The following is a 17415-nucleotide window of genomic DNA, read 5'->3' on the forward strand; positions in this document are numbered from 1 at the left end:
ATGCCCTGATTCAGTGCTGTCCGAAGCGGTCTGGTTCGTGCATCCGATCCAGGTAGGCCGCGCCGAGCAACGGCGCCTCCGCCGGGTGGAGCGCGGGTTCGAGGGCGATGCGCGCGGTTCGAGGATCGGCGTCGGTGAGACCGGCGCGCAGGGGCGCTGCCAGGAGGTCCCACGCCGCGGCGATCGATCCGCCGACGACGAGCACCCCTGGCGCAAACTCGGCCAGGTATGGACCGAGCACGGTTCCCAGGGCGTGGAATGTTCGCGTGAGGACCTCGGCGGCGGTCCGGTCGCCCTGCCGCGCGCGCCGGGCGATCTCCCGGACGTCAGGTGCTGGCGATCGGGCTGTCGCCTGGGCGTAGGCCCGCCGGACCGCGCGGCGGGATACGGTTTCCTCCAGCGGCCTGCCGTCGTGGCGTAGGAGATCGACCCGTCCTTCCGGCGGTATGCCGGGCCCGTCCTGCAGGACCTGCCCGTCGCGCAGGAAGCTGGAGCCGACACCCGTTCCGAGGGTGATCCCGACGGCTGAGCGGTATCCGCTCGCCGCGCCCGCCCACCATTCGCCCATGGCGAAGGCGTCCGCGTCGTGGTGAAAGCTGACGCTGCCGGCGCCGGGCAGATGCGGCAGCAAGGCGGTTCGGAGGTCGACGCCGTGCAGCGCGTCGAACTTGCCGACGCCTGCGTATCGCGCGATGCCGCGTGCGTAGTCGAACGGGCCGGGAACGGCGATGGCCCATGGGCCGGCGGGCTCGGCGGGCAGCCGCGCGGCGCAGTTGACGATGGCGGACAGGATCGCTGCCGCGCTCCCGTCGCCGTCCAGCGGTGCACGCAGGCACTGTCCGCTCAGGATGCTGCGGGCCGGGACGTCCACCCTGGCCGCCGTGACGTGGGTGCCGCCGACGTCCATGACCGACACGACGTTCGTGTCGCCGGGGCTCACGGGACCAAGGCCTTGACGTAGCGGACCTTGCCCGCGCCCAGGCCGCGCACGCGATAGGAGCGGACCGCGGCGGGAACGGTCAAGGTTTCGGCGTAGGCGAGGTCGTAGCGGTGCCCGTGCTCGGTCTCCAGCGCGATGCCGTCGCCCTCGACGACGTTGAGGACGTGGAATCCGTGGCCGGTGGTGTCCTCGGCGATGGCGTCCGGCGCCAGCTCGACGCGGCGTACCTCGAAGAACATCTCGGGGAGGCGGCCGATGACGTCCTCGTGCCAGCCGTCACCGGAGCGCACCGTGCGCGGTTGCTGGACGAGGTCGCGCGCCACGGCGTCGCCGGCCCGGCCGGTGTCGAGGTTGGTGAAGGCGTGTCCGACGTGGACCGGCCGTTGCCTGCCCTCCGCGTCGCTGCGCAGCCAGTCGTAGAAGCGCAGGCTGTACAGGTAGGGCGTCGCGCTGATCTCCAGCACGACGTTGCCCTCGCCGCTGCCGTGCGGGGTTCCGGCCGGGATGAGGAAGAGCTGGTGCTGGTGCGCGGGGAAGGTCTGGACGTACCGCTCGACGTGGAACGGCACGCCGTCGTGGACCGCGCGGTCGGCGTCGCGGCGGAACGCCTCCAGGTCGGCGTCGTCGCGCAGGCCCAGGAAGACTCGGCGGTCGGCCCCGCCGACCATCATGTAGTAGGTCTCGTGCTGGGTGTAGGGCCATCCGAAGACCTGGTGCATGTAGTCGGGTTGCGGGTGGCAGTGGACGGACAGGTTCCCGCCGCCGACGGTGTCGAGGTAGTCGAACCGGATCGGGAACGAGGTACCGAACGTCGTGTGGACGCTGCGGCCGAGGACCGCTTCGGGATGCTGGGCGACGAGCGCCTGGAGCGGGATCTCGACGCGCGCGCTGCCGGTGTTGCCGACGAGGATGCCGCTTTCCGGTGCGATGAGTTCGTAGCCCAGGGCGGTGTTGGGCGCCTCGGGGTTGAACCCGAGTTGCCGCTGCGCCCAGTGCCCGCCCCAGGAGGTCGTGTTGAACGTCGGCCGGGTGCGAAACGGCCGCGCTGAGAGGTCGGCCAGGGCCGTGCGCAGCGTCGGCCCGTCCAGCCAGGCGGGCGCCCGGAGGTCCTGGGTGTCCAGCCACAGGTCGACGTCGTCGATGAGGTGGTCGCGGTGCCGGTCGAGCACCGGCCAGTCGATGTAGAACAGGCGGCGTGTCGTGCCCGGGCCGGTGCCGGCGGGCTGGCCGAGGTTGCGCCCGGTCCCGGCGGTGAGCGCGGCCTCTGCGTACCGTTTGGGCAGGTCGGCGTACCACAGGACGTGGTGTGCGACCAGCGCCGCCCCCGGTCCGATCACGACGGTCACGGCGTCGGGGCTGGCGTCCGGCTCGGGCAGGCCGGTGAAGAAGTCGGCGAGGCCTGCCTGCGACAGGGGGGCGAAGTCCGGGTCGTCGCGCAGGGTCGCCGATGCGGTCAGATCGAGGATGTCCGGCCATGCCGCCAGGTGCTCGCGCATGTCGATCTGCTTGACCGCGAGGTCCCGGGCGGTCAGCGCATTGGCTGTCTCGGCGGCGATGCTGTCCCAGTCGACGGCGGCCGGCCCGTCGATGGCGAGCACGAGCCCCGGTGTGAGGCCGGCGACCGCCGATCGCCATCCGGTGCCGACGACTCCGGTGATGGGGTGACAGGGTTCGGCTTCGTAGCCCCGGACAGGCGACATGATGGCGCGGGCCTTTCGTGGAGTGCTGGCAGGATGATCCGCGACGGTCGGGCGGCGTCGTGGTAGACGGTTTGGCGGGCACGGGGGAGTGCGGTGGGGGCTTCCCCGCCTTCCGCGGCTGCGAGATTGCGGTCCCATCGGGGGAAACAGCTCGAGGCGATCTGCACGCGTATGCGGTGGCCGGGCAGGAACACGTGGGCCGTGGACCACAGGTCGATCACGTGCTCGGTCGTCCGGCCGCTGCCGCCGGTCCGCAGGACACCGTCGGTGATGTTGCGCGATACGCCGTCGGCGCCGACGTCGCACAGCCTGGCCACCCAGTCGGTGGAGGGCGCCGTGGACTCGGCGAACAGGTGGACCGTGATGCGGCCGACGACCTCCAGGGCCGCGCGCAGCGGCTCGCTGGTGTAGACCAGCACGTCGTCGCGTTGCTCGACCGGCCGCTGATCACAGGGCCCGGCGGGGAACTGCGGCGCCAGCAGGAGCGCACCGCCGAGGGTCGGGACCGGGTCGCCGGGATCGTGCTCGTAGCTGTCCGGTGGCGAGTCCGGCCGCGGTGGCGCGTCCGGTGACAGTCGTGCGCCGGTGCGCAGGTACCAGGCGACCTCCACCGCGGCGGGGGGCCAGGCGGGGAAGCGGCGCCATTCGCCGGCCCCCATCACGAACAGCAGGACCGGTGGTGCTTCCGGTTCCGGATCAGGGCCGGGTCGAAGACGCCGGTCGAGCCAGTCCAGCTCCCGCTGCGGCAGTGACCTGTCGCCATCCAGGGCGGCGGCATCGGCGATCGGGCCGAAGTCGGTGTCGCCGATCCGGCGGGTCTGGTTGTCGTGCGACCACGGTCCGACGATCAGCGCCGCCGGCGCTCCGCCGGCGCGGGCCGAGAGGTGGTTGTCGAGGCTGCCCTGCAGGAAGGCGTCGAACCAGCCCGCGACGGTCAGCGTCGGGATGCGGGCGGGCGTGGCCGACCAGTGGCCGGCCGTCGGCCTGGGCAGGCCCAGCCGGCGCAGGGTCGGCGCCTCGCCGGCAGGCAGTTCCCGGTACGTGTGTGCGACCAGGCCGTCGAGGGCGGTATGCAACGCTTCGAGGTGCCGTTGCAGCTGTGCGGGGCGGTCGGCGTACCGGCGCTGCAGCACGTCGAACCCGAGCGTCAACGTCCAGTGCGTCACCAGCCCGAGCTCGTACGCGCCGCCGCGGGTGATCAGGCCGTCGCCGGGATCTGCCCAGGTGAACTCGGGGACGGCGGCGCGCAGGTCGGGTGGCAGCATGCGGATGGCCGCCCATTGGGTGTATCCGAGGTAGCTGGGTCCGTACATCGCGACCCGGCCGTCCGAGCCGGGTAGCGCGGCCGCCCAGCGGACGGTGTCGTACCCGTCGGGGCCCTCATGGACGAGGGGCTCCCATCGGCCCTGCGACCCGAACCGGCCGCGGCAGTCCTGGATGACGACCAGGTAGCCGCGGGCGGCGGCGCCGATCGGGTCGAGGCGGGACAGCACACCTGCGTCCTGCCTGCCGTAGGGGGTTCGGGTCAGCAGGACCGGCCATGGGCCGTCGCCGGCCGGCCGGTAGGTGTCGGCGCACAGGACGGTGCCGTCGCGCATCGTCGCCTCGAGTCCGGATGCGACCGTGACGTCGAGCGGCTGGGTATCCACGACGGCACCTCCTGTCATGCGTTCTGCCGTGTGCCGGGGCTGCGGCGGGTCAGCTGATGGTCAGGTCGTCGAGGTAGTCGCGGTAGCCGCCGGTGGAGTTGGGGCGGTCGTAGCCCACCAGGATCCGGCTGATCTGTTTGCCGGCGTTGCTGGCGGCCAGGTTGACGGTGACGTGGTTCCACGCGTCGAGCGTCAGGTGACCGCATTGGTACGCCGGGTGGAGGCGATTGCCGGCCTGGTCCACGGCGCCGGAGTCCCGCAGGGAGCTGCCGTCGGTGAAGATCAGGTCGATCGCGACACACGTGCTGTTGGTGGAACCGGCGGGCACCCAGGTGCTGGTGGCGTTGCTCTGGGGGTAGATCCAGTAGCTGAGGGTCTTGCTGGTGCCGATCGCCAGCGGGCTGCCGCTGAGGTCGTAGAGCTTCAGGTAGGCGTACACGGCGCTGCCGCCCTGCCCGGACCCGGAGAACATCAGGGATCCGCTGCCGGTGTGCGTCGTTTCGCCGGTGCGGGTCCCGGACTCGGGACCGGTCAGCCCGCAGCAGATCCCGGTGACGCCGGACCGGCCGCCGCCGCTGGTGTCCACCGTGTCCGTCCAGGTCAGGGGCGTGTCGCTGGACTCGAAGCCGGAGCTGAAGGTGCCTGTTGCCCCCGACTGCAGCGGCTGGGTCAGCTGCGTCTGGATCGTCGCGAGCGGCGTCCCGGCCGGGGCCAGGTGCAGCGTGTCGCCGGCCGAGGTGGCGATGGTGATCCTCGAGCCGGACACGGTCCCGGTGCCGGTGCCGTTGCGGTAGACCTCGACGCTGCCCGGCCAGGGATTGGTGACGGTGAGACTGCCGCCGCTCTGGCTGACGACGCGGATGTACTGCACGGCGTTGGCGGTTCTGCTGCTGGAGATCAGGAAGTTGCCGTAGGCGAGCAGGTCGCCGAACTTCGCGTTCGTGTTCGCCGGCCAGGCGGGGAAGACCTTGATGTCGCCCTGGAACGACTGCAGCAGCATCTCGTCCAGGCCGGAGGTGGTGACGTTGATGTTCTCGATGCCGCCGCCGTTGTGGTGGATGGCCATGTTGGCGTAGCTCTGGCTGGTGGCCTCGGTGTGCAGGTTGGCGAGGATGGTGCCGGGGTTGTAGCCGACCCGGGCCGCCGCCGCGTAGAACGTGGCGGGGGCGTTGCCGCCGTGCCAGGCGTTGGTCAGCGCGGCGATGGTGTTGCGGGCGGTCTGTTGCAGCGTCGCGTCGCTGTTGAGGCCGATCAGGCTGCCGGGGTAGATCGCCTGCGCGTCGATGTCGTTGCCGTCGTTGATGAAGTCGCTGCCGACTTCGGTCTCGCGCAGGATGGTCTGGCCGTTGAGCGTCATCGTGGGCAGGGCGCTGAGATGCGCGATGATGTTCTGCCAGGTGGCGCGGGTGGCCGCGTCCTGGTTCAGCGCGGTGCTCATGTCGATCAGGCCCTGGAACAGCAGGTGGACCAGGCCGAGGGACATGCCGCTGTTGGTCTGCGGGTAGGACTGGTCCTCGTGCGGGGCGTCGTTGGTGATGACGTACCGGTTGTTGGCGGCGTCCCAGGTCAGGTAGTTCTGCCAGAACAGGCCCACCTGCTTGAGCCACGGGTAGACGGTGGTGGCGTAGGCGGTGTCGCGCGTGTACTCGAAGCGCATCACCATGTCGCTGGCGAGGTTGGCCGCGTTGGACTTCTGGTTGTGCAGGTTCATGTCCGCGCTGGTGCCCTTGGGCGAGATGCCCACGGGGTAGAGCACGCCGGTGAACCCGTTCCTCGCCGCCAGCGCCTGGCCGGCCGACTGCCAGTCCAGCACCGGCTGGTCGTAGGCGGCCATCTGCGCGATGCGGTTGGTGGACAGGGCCGCATAGAACGGGGCCTGGTAGTTGTAGTTGGTGTGGTAGTCACCGTTCCAGTTCATGGCGCCGGTGATCCAGTTGCCCCACAGCCCGGGCGCGTACTTCCCGGCCCGCGAGACGCAGGCGAGCAGGTACAGCGAGCCGTACCAGCTCTTCTCCACGGCCTTGTCGGGGATCTCGACGTAGGACTGCGACCAGTAGCCCTGCCACCAGGAACGGTGCGCCGCCCGGTGGTTGTCGACGTCCTGCTGGGTGAGGCCGGCGACCAGGGCGTCGGCGCCGGACTGCCAGGACGCGCTGTCGATGCTGGAGACGATCCCGGCCACCAGCGTGGCGGTGGTACCGGGCTGCACGGTCACGGTGATCTTGTTGCCGGAGATCGACTGGCTCTGGCCGATGGTGCGTGCCGCGATCCGGGCGCGCGGATCGCCGCCGGTCCCGGTGTCGGCGACCACGTCGGCGTCGAGGTCGTTTCCGGTGGTCGTGACGGCCGGGGTACCGCCGGAGCCGTTCTGCAGCGTGACGCCGATGCTCTGCGCGCCGCCGCCGCTCAGCGTGAACGATGTGACCAGCAGGCCCCAGTTCGCGTCCACCCAGCTGGTCGTGGTCAGGGTCTGACCGCCCAGCGTGTAGGTGCCGCGCACCTCGGCGCGGGCGATGTCCTGGACCACGTTGTAGGACGAGCCGGTCATCCCGGCGGCGGTGACCACGACCCGGCCGAGCGGCCTGATCGCGTGGCTGGAGCCGGAGAAGAAGTCGTTCTTGCCGACGTACATCGTCTGGTTCGCGATCGACCCGCCGATCGCGACGCCGATGTCGCCGTTGCCCAGCAGCGGCGCGTCGACCGTCCCGCCACCGCTGAGCACGGTGGGCGGGCTGGTCCAGACGCCGGTGTACTGCTGGGCGATACGCCAGGCCTGGTTGGCGGTGACCGGGTCGGCGATGGCCGGACGGGCCAGGGCGGTGCTCAGCAGGGTGCATGCCAGCGCCGCGACGGCGCCGATGCTGACGGCCCGTCTGGGCCGGGATGGGAGCTTCATGGGATCGGACCCCTCGTCGAGAAGCAGCGGTGGCGGCGCTCGTGAGGGATCTCGTCCATGCCCGGCAGGTTCGGCGGGTCCGCGGGTCCCGGCGTGGGCGCCGCTGGACCTGTGCGGGACGCCGACGTGGCCGGCGCGTGCCGCCGTGCGAACGTGCTGAGTCGGGGGCGCGGATCAACCCCTCACGCGATCACGTCATTCGGCGGCTGCCGAGTACCGCCGAATAACGTTATCTCGAAGAGTGGAGGGTGCCCCGCCGTTCTGTCAAGACCTTGTCACGCCGTCGTCACCGCCGAGACCGGCACCTCGCCGGAGCCGCGGACGGTCAGCGAGACGGGGACGATGACGGTCTGCACGGGCCGGGACGGGTCGGCGATGCGGGCGCGCAGCAGCTCGACCGCGGTGTGGCCGATCCGTGCGGTGTCCTGGGCGATCACGGTCAGCGCGGGCTGGAGCAGGTCGGCGAGCGGGACGTCGTCGAAGGCCACGATCGCCAGCCGCGAGGCCGCCTGCGGCCCCAGCCGGCGCAGCACCGCGATGGTGGTGTCCACGTTGCCGGTGACCAGCGCGGTCGCCGGATCGGCGGCGTCCAGCGCGGTGTGCAGGGCCGCGGCGACCCGCTCGGCGGTGATGTCGCCGGGGTGGACCAGGCCGTGCACCGGTTGTCCGTGGGCGACCAGGGCGGCACGGAAGGCGGCGGCGCGCTCGCGGCCGGAGAAGACCCGCTCGCTGTCGCCGATGTAGGCGATGCGGCGGTGTCCGTGCCGGTGCAGGTGGTGGAAGGCCATGCCGATGCCCGAGGCGTTGTCGGCCATGACGCAGTCCACCGACAGTCCGCTCATCGGCCGGTCCATGGACACCACCGGCATGCCCGCGTCCAGCTCGGGCTCCAGGTAGCCGTGGCTCTCGCCGAACGGCTCGACGATGATGCCGTCGAGTCGTTGCCGGCACATCGAGACCAGGATGTCGCGCTCGCGGGACTCGTCGAAGTCCGTGGAGGAGGCCAGCAGGGTCAGCCCCGCGGTGCGGGCGGTCTGTTCGATGGCGGCCAGGGCCGGGTTGGCCTCGGCGATGCGCCGTACGGCCGCGCCGATCGTGCCGGCGACGCCGGTGCGCAGCTGGCGGGCCCGCTCGTCCGGACGGAAGTGCAGCGCCCTGATCGCCGCCTGGACCTTGGCGACGTACTCCGGCCCCACCGTAGGGTCGCTGTTGACCACCCGTGACACCGTGCGCAGGGCCACCCCGGCCTCGCGTGCGACGTCGACCATGGTCGGCCGCTTGGCCCGGCCCCCGCTTCCGTGCCCGTCCCGAGCAGGGCTCATCGGCATTCTCCTCATCGTGTTACCGCGTTGTTACCAGATCGATTCTTGACACATTCCGGCGATTCGGGCCTATCCTCGCCGGATAACGTTATCCCAACGTTGTCCCGGCACCCAACCGTCCCCACCGGCCGGGCCACATCCTCCACTGGAGGCTCACATGCGGCACAATCGTCTGCTCGCGGCCAGCCTTGCCGCCGGGCTGGCTCTGCTCGCCGGGTGCTCTGCGGCGTCGCCCGACGGTGCACAGGACGGGTCCACCACACTCACCTACCTCACCTTCGAAACGCCCAGCCTGACCGCGTCATTCTGGGACACGTCCATCGCCAACGCCCAGAAGCAGGTCCAGGGCGTGACCATCAAGAAACTCGTCGCCCCGAGCACCGACCGTGACTCCTACGCCAAGCAGTTGCAGGCCTCCGGCCAGTTTCCCGACCTGCTGCAGTCGATCACCCCGTCGACGTTCGTCCAGGCCGGCCTGCTCAAGCCGTACGACCAGACCTGGGTGGACGCCAACTTCCTCCTGCCCAAGGGCAACGCCTACAAGGGCAACGTCTACATCCCGCCGACCAACTCGCAGATCATCCCGATGGTCTTCTACAACAAGACCCTGTTCGCCAAGGCCGGCATCAGCGCGCCGCCCAAGACCTGGGCGGACTTCATGGCCGACTGCGCCAAGCTCAAGACGGCCGGCATCACCCCCCTCGAGCTCGGCGGCGGTGACCCGTTCGCGGCGTCGATGCCGCTGACCGGCATCCTGTCCGCCGACGTGCTGGGCAAGCAACCGAACTGGCTGCAGGACCGCTACGCGAACAAGGTCAAGTTCACCGACGCCAACATCAAGACCGCGGTGGCCAAGTACCGGGCGCTTGCCAAGAACGGATATTTCGAGGACGGCGCGCTCGGTGTCAAGTACGCCGACTCGATCACGAACTTCACCTCCGGCAAGGCCGCCATGTACATGATGGGCAGTTGGTTCCTGGGCTCGGTGCCCAAGGACCACGCCGCCGACTTCGGTGCATTCATGACGCCCACCGACGACGGCTCGCTGGTCGTGCCGTTCGCGGTCGGCGGCTCGATGGCGATCAGCGCCAAAACCGCCGCCCCGGACAAGGCGACGGCCTTCGCCGAGGCCTGGTCGCTGGACCCGGCCAACTACAAGGTCCTCATCGAGGGCGACGGCGCCTTCCCGATGCTCAAGGGCAAGACCCTCGACGACTACCACGTCGACGTCACCCAGGTGTTCAAGGACTCCTACGCCTACGTGCAGAACCAGAACACCAAGGTCTCGGCGTTCGGCTGGGCGACCAACGACGACGCGATGCCCTCCGGCCTGAACAACGCCTACTACGCGGCCAGCCAGGCGCTCTACAACTCCGACGACATCGCCGGCGAGATGGCCAAGCTCGACGCCGCCTGGGACAAAGCGACCAAGTGACCCTCGAGGCCGGCGCCGGGCCGATCGCGGCCCGGCGCCGGCCCGTCTCTCATCGACCTCCGCCAAGGACACGTCAATGACCTTTCGCGTCCGCCGTCATCGCGGTGATACCGCTCTCGGTACCCTTGCCGTCCTGGCCCTCGGCCTGTACGCGCTGTTCATCATCGTCCCGGTGATCATGAGCGCCTGGAAGAGCCTGACCAACGAGAACCCGTTGCTGGCCCAGGCCAGCTTCGTCGGCACAGCCAACTACACCGACATGATCCACGACGACGCGCTGGCCGCCAGCCTCGCCTTCACCCTGGTCATGGCCGGCGCGGTGACGATCGCCGCCAACGCCGCCGGGATCGGGTTCGCGCTGCTGCTGAACAGGACGTCGCTGAGCTTCCGGATGATGCGCACCGTCGCCTTCCTGCCGCAGGTGCTCTCCGGGGTCATCGTCGGCTTCGTCTGGCGCTACATCCTGGCCCAGGACGGCATCCTCAACCAGCTCCTCGTCGCCGCGGGGATCATCGACGCGCCGATCACCTGGCTGGGCAGCCCGCGGCTGGCGATGTTCTCCGTCGGCCTGGTCGCCGCGTGGGTGCTGACCGGGTTCACCACCGTCGTGCACCTGGCCGCGCTGCAGTCGGTCCCGGTCGAGATGTACCAGGCCGCCATGGTCGACGGCGCCGGACCCTGGCAGCGGTTCCGGCGCATCACGCTGCCGATGGTGGCGCCGGGCACCACGATCAGCGTCACCATCTCGCTGATCACGATGCTGAAGCTGTACGACATCATCGCCGCCCTGACGTCCGGCGGCCCGGCCGACGCCACGCAGTCCACCGCCCTGTACATCGTCAGGCTCGCCTTCACCGACGACCGGTTCGGCTACGCCTCGGCCGTCGCCATGCTGCTCCTGGTCGTCTCGGCCGCCATCGCGCTGTCGGTGACCAGCCTGCTGCGCCGCCGGGAGGTGGACCTGTGACCGCCCCGGCATCGACGTTGCGGCGCCGGACCGGCGAGCCGATCACCCCGGCACGGCACCGCGGCCGCCGCCCCTGGGCCGCCCGGGGACACCTCGCCGCCGTCGCCCTGCTGACCCTGGCCTTCGTCAGCCCGATCTACCTCACGATCGTCAACGCGTTCAAGACCCAGGACCAGATCATCCGCAACCCGTCGGCGCCGCCTGCGCCGCCGACCGTGCACAACATCGGCGACGCCCTGGCCCGAACCGACAAGATCATCCAGATCGGCCTGACCAACTCCGCGGTCACCGTCGTGGCCTCGCTGCTGCTGGTCATCCCGCTCGGCGCGGCGTTCAGCTTCTGGCTGACCCGCAAGCCGGCCCGCCTGCGGCGCATCATCCTGGCTGTCTTCGCCGCCGGCCTGATGATTCCGCCCGCGGTGGTACTGCTACCCACCATCAGGATCCTGACGTTCCTGCATCTGGACCACACCTATGCCGGTCTGATCCTGTCCAACGTCGGCGGCGGGTACCTGTCCTTCGCCGTCTTCGTCTACTCCGGATTCCTGCGCTCCGTCCCCCGCGAGATCGTGGAGGCGGCGGCCATGGACGGCGCCGGGATGCTGCGCATCTGGTGGACGATCGTCATGCCGCTGCTGCGCCCCGCCACCGCGACCGTCGCGATCTTCCTGTCGCTGTGGATCTGGAACGACTTCATGAACCCGCAGTTCATTCTCGGTCCGCTGCACGGGCAGACCATCACCACCGGGCTCTACCTGTCACTCGGCCAGTACTCCACCAATTACGCCCAGCTGTTCGGCGTGATGTTCCTGGCGGCCGTCATCCCCGTCGCCGGCTACCTCGCCGTACAGCAGCAGTTCATCGCCGGACTCACCACAGGAGCCACCAAGTGACCGCTGAAGCGGCCGGCATCGAGGAAATCCTCGTGCTGCACCACAGCCACCTCGACGTCGGCTACACCCATTCCCAGCCGATCCTGTGGCGGTTGCAGGCCGAGTACATCTCGCAGGTCCTGGACTGGTTGGAGCAGACCGCGGACCTCCCCGAGGACTGCCGGCCGAAATGGACGTGCGAGGCAACCGAGCCGGTCCGGCGCTGGCTGGCCGACGCTTCCCCGGACCAGATCGTGCGGTTCAGGAACCTGTGCGACCAGGGCCGCATCGGGCTGTCCGCGCTGCGCTGGCACGTCAGCGCGCTGGTCGACCGGCCGGGGATCCAACGCCTGCTGGCCGGCAAGCGCGAGCTCGAAGACGTCGTCGGCCGGCCGATCCCGGTCGCCTGCCAGCACGACGTCAACGGCGTCCCGTGGCCGATCGCCGACGAACTGCTCGACGCGGGCGTCGACCTGTTCGTCATGGCGATCAACCGGCACCTCGGCCGGCCCGCGACCCCCCGGCCCGGGTTGTTCGCCTGGCAGGCGCCGTCCGGGCGCCGGCTGCGCGTGTTCAACGGCAGCCACTACACCATGTTCGACCAGCTCCTCAACGCCTGGGACGACTCGGTGGACCGGATGGCAGAAGGCTGGAACGCCTTCCACGAGCGACTGACCCGGACCGGCTATCGGCTGCCGTTCGTCTACCTCACCTCGACCTGTTCCCCGATCATGTGGGACAACGCGCCGCCGAACCCGTACCTGCCCGGCCTGATCCGCCGCTGGAACGACGAGCAACGCGGTCCCCGTATCCGGTACGCGACCTTCGACGACCTCAGGGAGCGGATCCTCCGCATCCCCGACGAGGACGTCGCCACCCTTCGCGGCGACTGGACCGACTACTGGAACTTCGGCGCGGCCAGCACACCGACGGCCACGGCCGTCAACCAGCGATCCAAACCACTGCTCGCCGCGGCGGAGGCGCTGAAGGCCGACCCGGCCCTCATCGCCGAGGCGGCCGAGCACATCGACCTGTTCGACGAGCACACCTGGAGCCACTGGAACACCGAACCGGGCAACCCCCAGGCCGCGGCCATCGAGACGATGAAGCAGGCCGGCGCCCACCAGGGCCATGAGCTGGCCGCGTTCGCCGTCATGGACGCGCTCGAACGCCTGGCCGGCAACCCGGTCGCGGACAAGCGGATCGCCGGCGTCCTGGTGTGCAACCCCACCGACCATCCCCGCACGGTCACCCCCGACCTTCCCGGCGCATGGTTCGCCGCGCCGACCCCGGCCAACGAGCGAACATATCGGGCCAGCCGGATGGCGTACGAGAACCGGCCCTGGCGGACACCGGCCCCGGACGAAGCGCGCCGGGTGTTCGGGCCGATCGATCTCGCCCCCCGGGCCTGGCAGATCATCGGCATCAACGACCTGCCCGAGCCGGTCTTTGCCGGCCAGCCGGTGCACGAGATCGTGCAGCAGCACAGGTCGGCTCGCGAGCTGAACTTCGCCGCCGCCGTCGACCGTGTCGCCGCCACCGGCCGCGTCACATCGCCGTTCCACGAACTGACCTACGATCCCAACTCCGGACGGATCATCGCCCTGGTGGATCGCGCCACCGGTCGCGCCGTCCTGCGCCCCAGGCCGGGGATGGATCTGCTGTCGTTCATCCGGGAGCGGCCCGACCCGCTCGTCGATGACAGCCGGCGGGCCTTCTACCAGCGCAACCTGGACCTGGAGATGCTCGACGAGTCGTGCTGGCGGCCGTGGGCGCCGGTGCGTGAACCCGCCGAACGGGTGCTCAGCTGCACCGTGGAGGAACGACCCGGACGCGTCAGCCTGGTACGGCGTTTCGCCGCGCCGGGCACCAGAAGCCTTGTGCAGCGCCTCAGCTTCGGCGCGAACGACCCCGTCATCCACATCGACATCGACATCGACCTCGCCGGGGACGCTTCCCCCAACGGCATCTACTTCGCCCTGCCGCTGGCGATGCAAGCCGGATGGCAGGCCGCGTTCGACACGGCCGGCCAGACCGTGACCCTCGACGACGATCAGCTGCCCGGTGCCTCCCGCGGCTGGGTGACGGTCCAATCGGCGGCGGCATTGTGGGACGAGCACGGTACGGTGGCGCTGCTCACGCCCGACGCGCCATTGGTCCAGATCGGCGGCTTCCACTTCGGACCGCCACCGGACGCCATTGAACGCACCGCTGATCCGCTGCTGCTGAGCTGGGTCGCGAACAACTACTGGGACACCAACTTCCCGCAGGTCCAGAACGAACGCGTCAAGCTCCGCTACGGGCTGCTGACCCTCGCCCAGCCCGACCTGGCCGAGATCGCGGCACACGCTACGAAGGTGCGAAACCCCGTGCTCACATGGCCGGTGACCACCGGCGGGCGTGGACCGTCCGCCGGCAGGTTGTAACACGGAACGCCTCGCCAACGAGCCGCGGGTGCCCGGCCCGCGGGTGAGAGCTTCCGCGACGCACCCGCTTGGCGCGCCACGATGTCTTTCGTGATTTCCGCCATGATGTCCGCCTGGGATGCGCCGTCGTTGCGCCGCAACCGCTGGGCGAGGGCGTCCGGCTTGACCGTCGCGCCTTCGTCCAGCAGCTCGTCACGGGCTGTTCGGGCGGCCCGCAACAGCGGCACGACGTCAGGTGCGAGGTCGCGGCGACCGCCTCACCGGTCCCGCCAGGAAAGCGGAGAGATGTTGATTGCCGCCTCAGCGATCCGGCGGCCGGTTTCGGTTTTCAGATCCTTGCGGGCCGAGTCGATCCATCCATCGACCCGGCGCACTCCGGTGTCGCGGTACTCGACGGCCTGTAGCAGCATTTCGAGCTTGTCGGCGTCCTTGGCGCACAACGCTTCCAGGGTCTGCCGCGACTCATACTCCTCAACGGCGCCTCGGATCGCGTCGCGGCTCCGGTCGGGCAGTCGTTCGGTCTGATCGGCAGTGATCTGGCGCGGCGAGGGCTTGGCCAGGTACGCGGTGGCCGTATGCGGCAAGTCACCGGTCCGCGTCTCCTGGGTGTCGTGCCACAACCCCAGGAACGCTGCACGTGCCGGGTCCGCGCCTTCCTCGGCGGCGATCACCGCGGCCAACTGCGCGACCCTCATGGTGTGCTCGGCGACAGACTCAGGGTCACGCACACCCGCGTGCCACCAACCAGATCGTCGGATGCGTTTCAGCAGCCCGAGTTCATACCCGAATGCGGCAAGTGCTTCGTCATCATCTGTCATGTTGTATCCCCTTCTAGCGATCGGCTATGCGTACCGCGTACTGGAGCCCTGCGAGCTGATCACGTTCGGCACGGCTCAGGTCGTCGGTGGAGGCGAGCCTAGCGAGCACTCCGGCGAGCGACGAACGGACGGCGGGGCGCCCGTTGAGCAGCGACGGCCGAGAAGCGACGAGGGAGTGGAGCGTGCAGATATTGAGTGGCAAGTGGGTCGAGCTGGGCTCAAGGCGATTGACGAGGTGTTGCAGCAACCGGGCACCCGTCCATGAGCGCGTATCAGCATCCAACATAAATGCATCGCTGGTCTGCTCATCGCCCAGTTCGCCGATCCAATAAGCCCAGTAATTCAGATTTGCGACTTCTCTCGGTCCGTCGGTCATGTGATCCACGAAGTCGTGGAGATGGGTACTGTCACCGGCGGCAGCGAGAGCAACTGACGCGGAGCGCGCCTCCAACAAGCCTGTGATGTCTTCATGGTCCATCTTGCTGCGACCGGCGCGATTCCATTCGGCACGAAGCCAATCGACCACTTCTGGCCGACCGTCGAAGCCAAGCAGATAGACCGCTTGCCTTCGCAGTAGGGCCTCATCGGTGCTCTGAGCGCGCTCCGCCACGGTAAGTAGATGATCGAAGAATCGCAGCCGCTCCTCGCTGCTGAGCATTGGTCGAACGGGGGTCGGGCCGCGCCGTGGAGTCTGGGGCGCGAACTCGTGCAGATGCTGCGGCATTTTCCCGAGAATGGGCCATGTGATCAGATTCGTGATTGTCCATCGATGGACGCTCGCGGCGAGCGGGTGGTTGTCTGGGTCGACCCAGACACTTGCCGCTGCAATGCCGGTGGACAGTACTTGATCAGCCTCGATAGCCTCGCGGAGATGACGTCCTGTCGATGCCGGTGCGCCGAGCCGCGCGAGCCGGCCACACAGGCGGAGAAAATCTCCCGCGTTGACTGCGGAGAGTGGCCGACGACCGGATTCCCACCCTTGGACCGTAGTGACATCGACGCCGAGGGCCTCGGCGAGTTTCTCCTGCGTCAATGCTGCGGATTGCCGGGCGAGCTTCAGCACGAACCCTGACACGACGCCACTTACTCGCGAACCCTGACTCCCAGTCAGGGTTGCCGGTCCGGGCACCATGATGTTTCTACACCTTCCGCCTGTCGCTGCGCTGTTACTCGCACTCGCAGTCAGTTCCGCGTTCCGCCGCTCGATCGTAGCCTCATGTCATCGACAGACGAAAACACCGTAAAGCAGAGGAAAATGGCCTCGCCTATGACCTTGAGGCGATCTGCCGCAACGACTTTATATCAGCAGGAACGGTGAACTGCATTGGCTCTCCATCGCTGCGTGTCGTTCAAGCGCTGCGGCGGTGGGTGACTGGCGGGCGCGCGCTGGGCGTTGGCCGGCGCGCGTTCCGCTCCCTGGAGGCGGACGGATGGCTACGTACATCGGGCAGTCGGTGTCCGGCGATTTCTGGCATCACTGCGATGCGGCGCTCGGCGCGCGGGGCGCGTTGGTGACGGCGTGGGAGCGCGTGACGGCGTTGACGGATCGCCTGCGCGTCGAGGGTGCCGAGGAACGCATGCGGCAGCGTCTCGCGGCGTTTGCGGCGCGGTCGCAGGCGCGCGGCGACGGCTGCGAGTTGGCGGCGATGGTGGTCGACGGGTTGGCGGACGACGTGCCGGTGCTGCATGTCGCGGTGCCGGTCGGCGTGGCCGTGGCAGTCACCTACGGCACGGTGAGCGAGCTTGCCAGGGCGGCGGAAGACGAACCGGTCCGGGTGGATCTGTCGGCCGACACCGGCGAGCCCAGCATCGTGACGGTGTTGCAAGACCTGGCGCCGGTCCTGGCGGCGGCGGCCGGGACGCGGGTGTACACGCTGGACGCCCGACGGGAGTCGCACTGATGGGTCAGCGGCCGAGCACCTTGACCCCGAACCAGTCGCCGAGGCATCTGCTCGGTGCGGAGTTGCGGCGTTGGCGGGAGCTTCGCGGGTTGTCCGCGGCGCGGCTCGCCGAGCGCGTGTTCGCCAGCGGTGACCTGGTGTCGAAGGTCGAGAAGGCGCAGCGCAACGCCAGCGCGGAGCTGATCGCTGCGTGCGATGTCGCCCTGGACACCGGCGGCGCGCTGGGTCGCCTGCTGGACTTCGCGGTGCACCACGAGCATCAAGCCGAACCGGAAGCGGAGGCGGCGTCGGTGCCGCCCGTGGTGTCGCCGGAGCCCGTGTCGATCCTGGTCAGGATCACTGCGGAACTGGCGCCGCTGACTGTTTCCGGTGGTGCGGTTGACGCTGCGTTGCCCGGTACCGGCGGCGCCCGGATCTACCGGTTCCCGCCCGCGTCGCAGCGGGGGCGGTCGTGACGGACGGACGACCGTAGCGGCTTCAGTCGATCAA

At 69.4% G+C, this 17415-nt stretch carries 13 protein-coding genes; 6 read left to right on the forward strand and 7 right to left on the reverse strand.

Annotation, left to right across the window (positions count from 1 at the left end; all coding sequences use genetic code 11):
* Nucleotides 1-10: 10 nt before the first annotated feature.
* The 5 genes from AB0M46_RS12555 to AB0M46_RS12575 all read right to left on the reverse strand — a co-directional run bounded on the left by AB0M46_RS12555 (nt 11) and on the right by AB0M46_RS12575 (nt 8507).
* Nucleotides 11-940, reverse strand: a complete 930-nt coding sequence (locus AB0M46_RS12555) for an ROK family protein (RefSeq protein ID WP_363335300.1) — start codon at nt 938-940, stop codon at nt 11-13.
* Nucleotides 937-2538, reverse strand: coding sequence for a hypothetical protein (locus tag AB0M46_RS12560; RefSeq protein ID WP_363335302.1), 1602 nt, complete (start codon nt 2536-2538; stop codon nt 937-939). The genes AB0M46_RS12555 and AB0M46_RS12560 overlap by 4 nt, the downstream gene beginning before the upstream one ends.
* On the reverse strand, nt 2469-4289 hold the full coding sequence (locus tag AB0M46_RS12565) for a CocE/NonD family hydrolase (RefSeq protein ID WP_363335304.1): 1821 nt from the start codon (nt 4287-4289) through the stop codon (nt 2469-2471). The genes AB0M46_RS12560 and AB0M46_RS12565 overlap by 70 nt, the downstream gene beginning before the upstream one ends.
* 49 nt (nt 4290-4338) lie before the next feature.
* A complete protein-coding gene (locus AB0M46_RS12570; protein ID WP_363335306.1) occupies nt 4339-7185 on the reverse strand; it encodes a hypothetical protein in 2847 nt (948 codons plus the stop codon).
* A gap of 275 nt (nt 7186-7460) precedes the next feature.
* A complete protein-coding gene (locus AB0M46_RS12575; RefSeq protein ID WP_363335307.1) occupies nt 7461-8507 on the reverse strand; it encodes a LacI family DNA-binding transcriptional regulator in 1047 nt (348 codons plus the stop codon).
* A gap of 157 nt (nt 8508-8664) precedes the next feature.
* Here AB0M46_RS12575 and AB0M46_RS12580 point away from each other — a divergent pair, with 157 nt between their 5' ends.
* From AB0M46_RS12580 to AB0M46_RS12595, 4 genes are all read left to right on the forward strand, one after another.
* Nucleotides 8665-9942: an extracellular solute-binding protein gene (locus tag AB0M46_RS12580; protein WP_363335309.1), complete on the forward strand. Its 1278-nt coding sequence runs from the start codon at nt 8665-8667 to the stop codon at nt 9940-9942.
* 76 nt (nt 9943-10018) lie between these two features.
* The gene (locus AB0M46_RS12585) at nt 10019-10909 is read left to right on the forward strand and encodes a sugar ABC transporter permease (protein WP_363335311.1); all 891 of its coding nucleotides are present in this window, start codon (nt 10019-10021) and stop codon (nt 10907-10909) included.
* A complete protein-coding gene (locus tag AB0M46_RS12590) occupies nt 10906-11802 on the forward strand; it encodes a carbohydrate ABC transporter permease (protein ID WP_363335312.1) in 897 nt (298 codons plus the stop codon). Before AB0M46_RS12585 ends, AB0M46_RS12590 begins: the two co-directional genes overlap by 4 nt.
* A complete protein-coding gene (locus tag AB0M46_RS12595) occupies nt 11799-14207 on the forward strand; it encodes a glycoside hydrolase (RefSeq protein ID WP_363335314.1) in 2409 nt (802 codons plus the stop codon). The genes AB0M46_RS12590 and AB0M46_RS12595 overlap by 4 nt, the downstream gene beginning before the upstream one ends.
* Before the next feature lie 257 nt (nt 14208-14464).
* Here AB0M46_RS12595 and AB0M46_RS12600 read toward each other — a convergent pair whose 3' ends face one another.
* Nucleotides 14465-15025, reverse strand: coding sequence for an HD domain-containing protein (locus AB0M46_RS12600; protein WP_363335315.1), 561 nt, complete (start codon nt 15023-15025; stop codon nt 14465-14467).
* 13 nt (nt 15026-15038) lie between these two features.
* Nucleotides 15039-16100 carry a helix-turn-helix transcriptional regulator gene (locus AB0M46_RS12605; protein WP_363335317.1) on the reverse strand — a complete coding sequence of 354 codons (1062 nt, stop codon included), beginning with the start codon at nt 16098-16100 and terminating at the stop codon, nt 15039-15041.
* Nucleotides 16101-16455: 355 nt separating this feature from the next.
* Between AB0M46_RS12605 and AB0M46_RS12610 the strand changes: the two genes are divergently transcribed.
* Both AB0M46_RS12610 and AB0M46_RS12615 read left to right on the forward strand, forming a co-directional pair.
* Complete coding sequence (locus tag AB0M46_RS12610; RefSeq protein WP_363335319.1) at nt 16456-16926, forward strand: hypothetical protein; 471 nt, start codon at nt 16456-16458, stop codon at nt 16924-16926.
* On the forward strand, nt 16926-17381 hold the full coding sequence (locus tag AB0M46_RS12615) for a helix-turn-helix transcriptional regulator (protein ID WP_363335321.1): 456 nt from the start codon (nt 16926-16928) through the stop codon (nt 17379-17381). The genes AB0M46_RS12610 and AB0M46_RS12615 overlap by 1 nt, the downstream gene beginning before the upstream one ends.
* Nucleotides 17382-17415 lie beyond the last annotated feature (34 nt).

The organism is Dactylosporangium sp. NPDC051485, from assembly GCF_040682015.1.
Classification (GTDB): Bacteria; Actinomycetota; Actinomycetes; order Mycobacteriales; family Micromonosporaceae; genus Dactylosporangium.

Bases quoted from the DNA above. Each gene is read 5' to 3' on its own strand.
- AB0M46_RS12615 (WP_363335321.1), top strand. From the start codon at position 16,926: ATGGGTCAGCGGCCGAGCACCTTGACCCCGAACCAGTCGCCGAGGCAT.
- AB0M46_RS12575 (WP_363335307.1), bottom strand. From the start codon at position 8,507: ATGAGCCCTGCTCGGGACGGGCACGGAAGCGGGGGCCGGGCCAAGCGG.
- AB0M46_RS12600 (WP_363335315.1), bottom strand. From the start codon at position 15,025: ATGACAGATGATGACGAAGCACTTGCCGCATTCGGGTATGAACTCGGG.
- AB0M46_RS12610 (WP_363335319.1), top strand. From the start codon at position 16,456: ATGGCTACGTACATCGGGCAGTCGGTGTCCGGCGATTTCTGGCATCAC.
- AB0M46_RS12570 (WP_363335306.1), bottom strand. From the start codon at position 7,185: ATGAAGCTCCCATCCCGGCCCAGACGGGCCGTCAGCATCGGCGCCGTC.
- AB0M46_RS12585 (WP_363335311.1), top strand. From the start codon at position 10,019: ATGACCTTTCGCGTCCGCCGTCATCGCGGTGATACCGCTCTCGGTACC.
- AB0M46_RS12580 (WP_363335309.1), top strand. From the start codon at position 8,665: ATGCGGCACAATCGTCTGCTCGCGGCCAGCCTTGCCGCCGGGCTGGCT.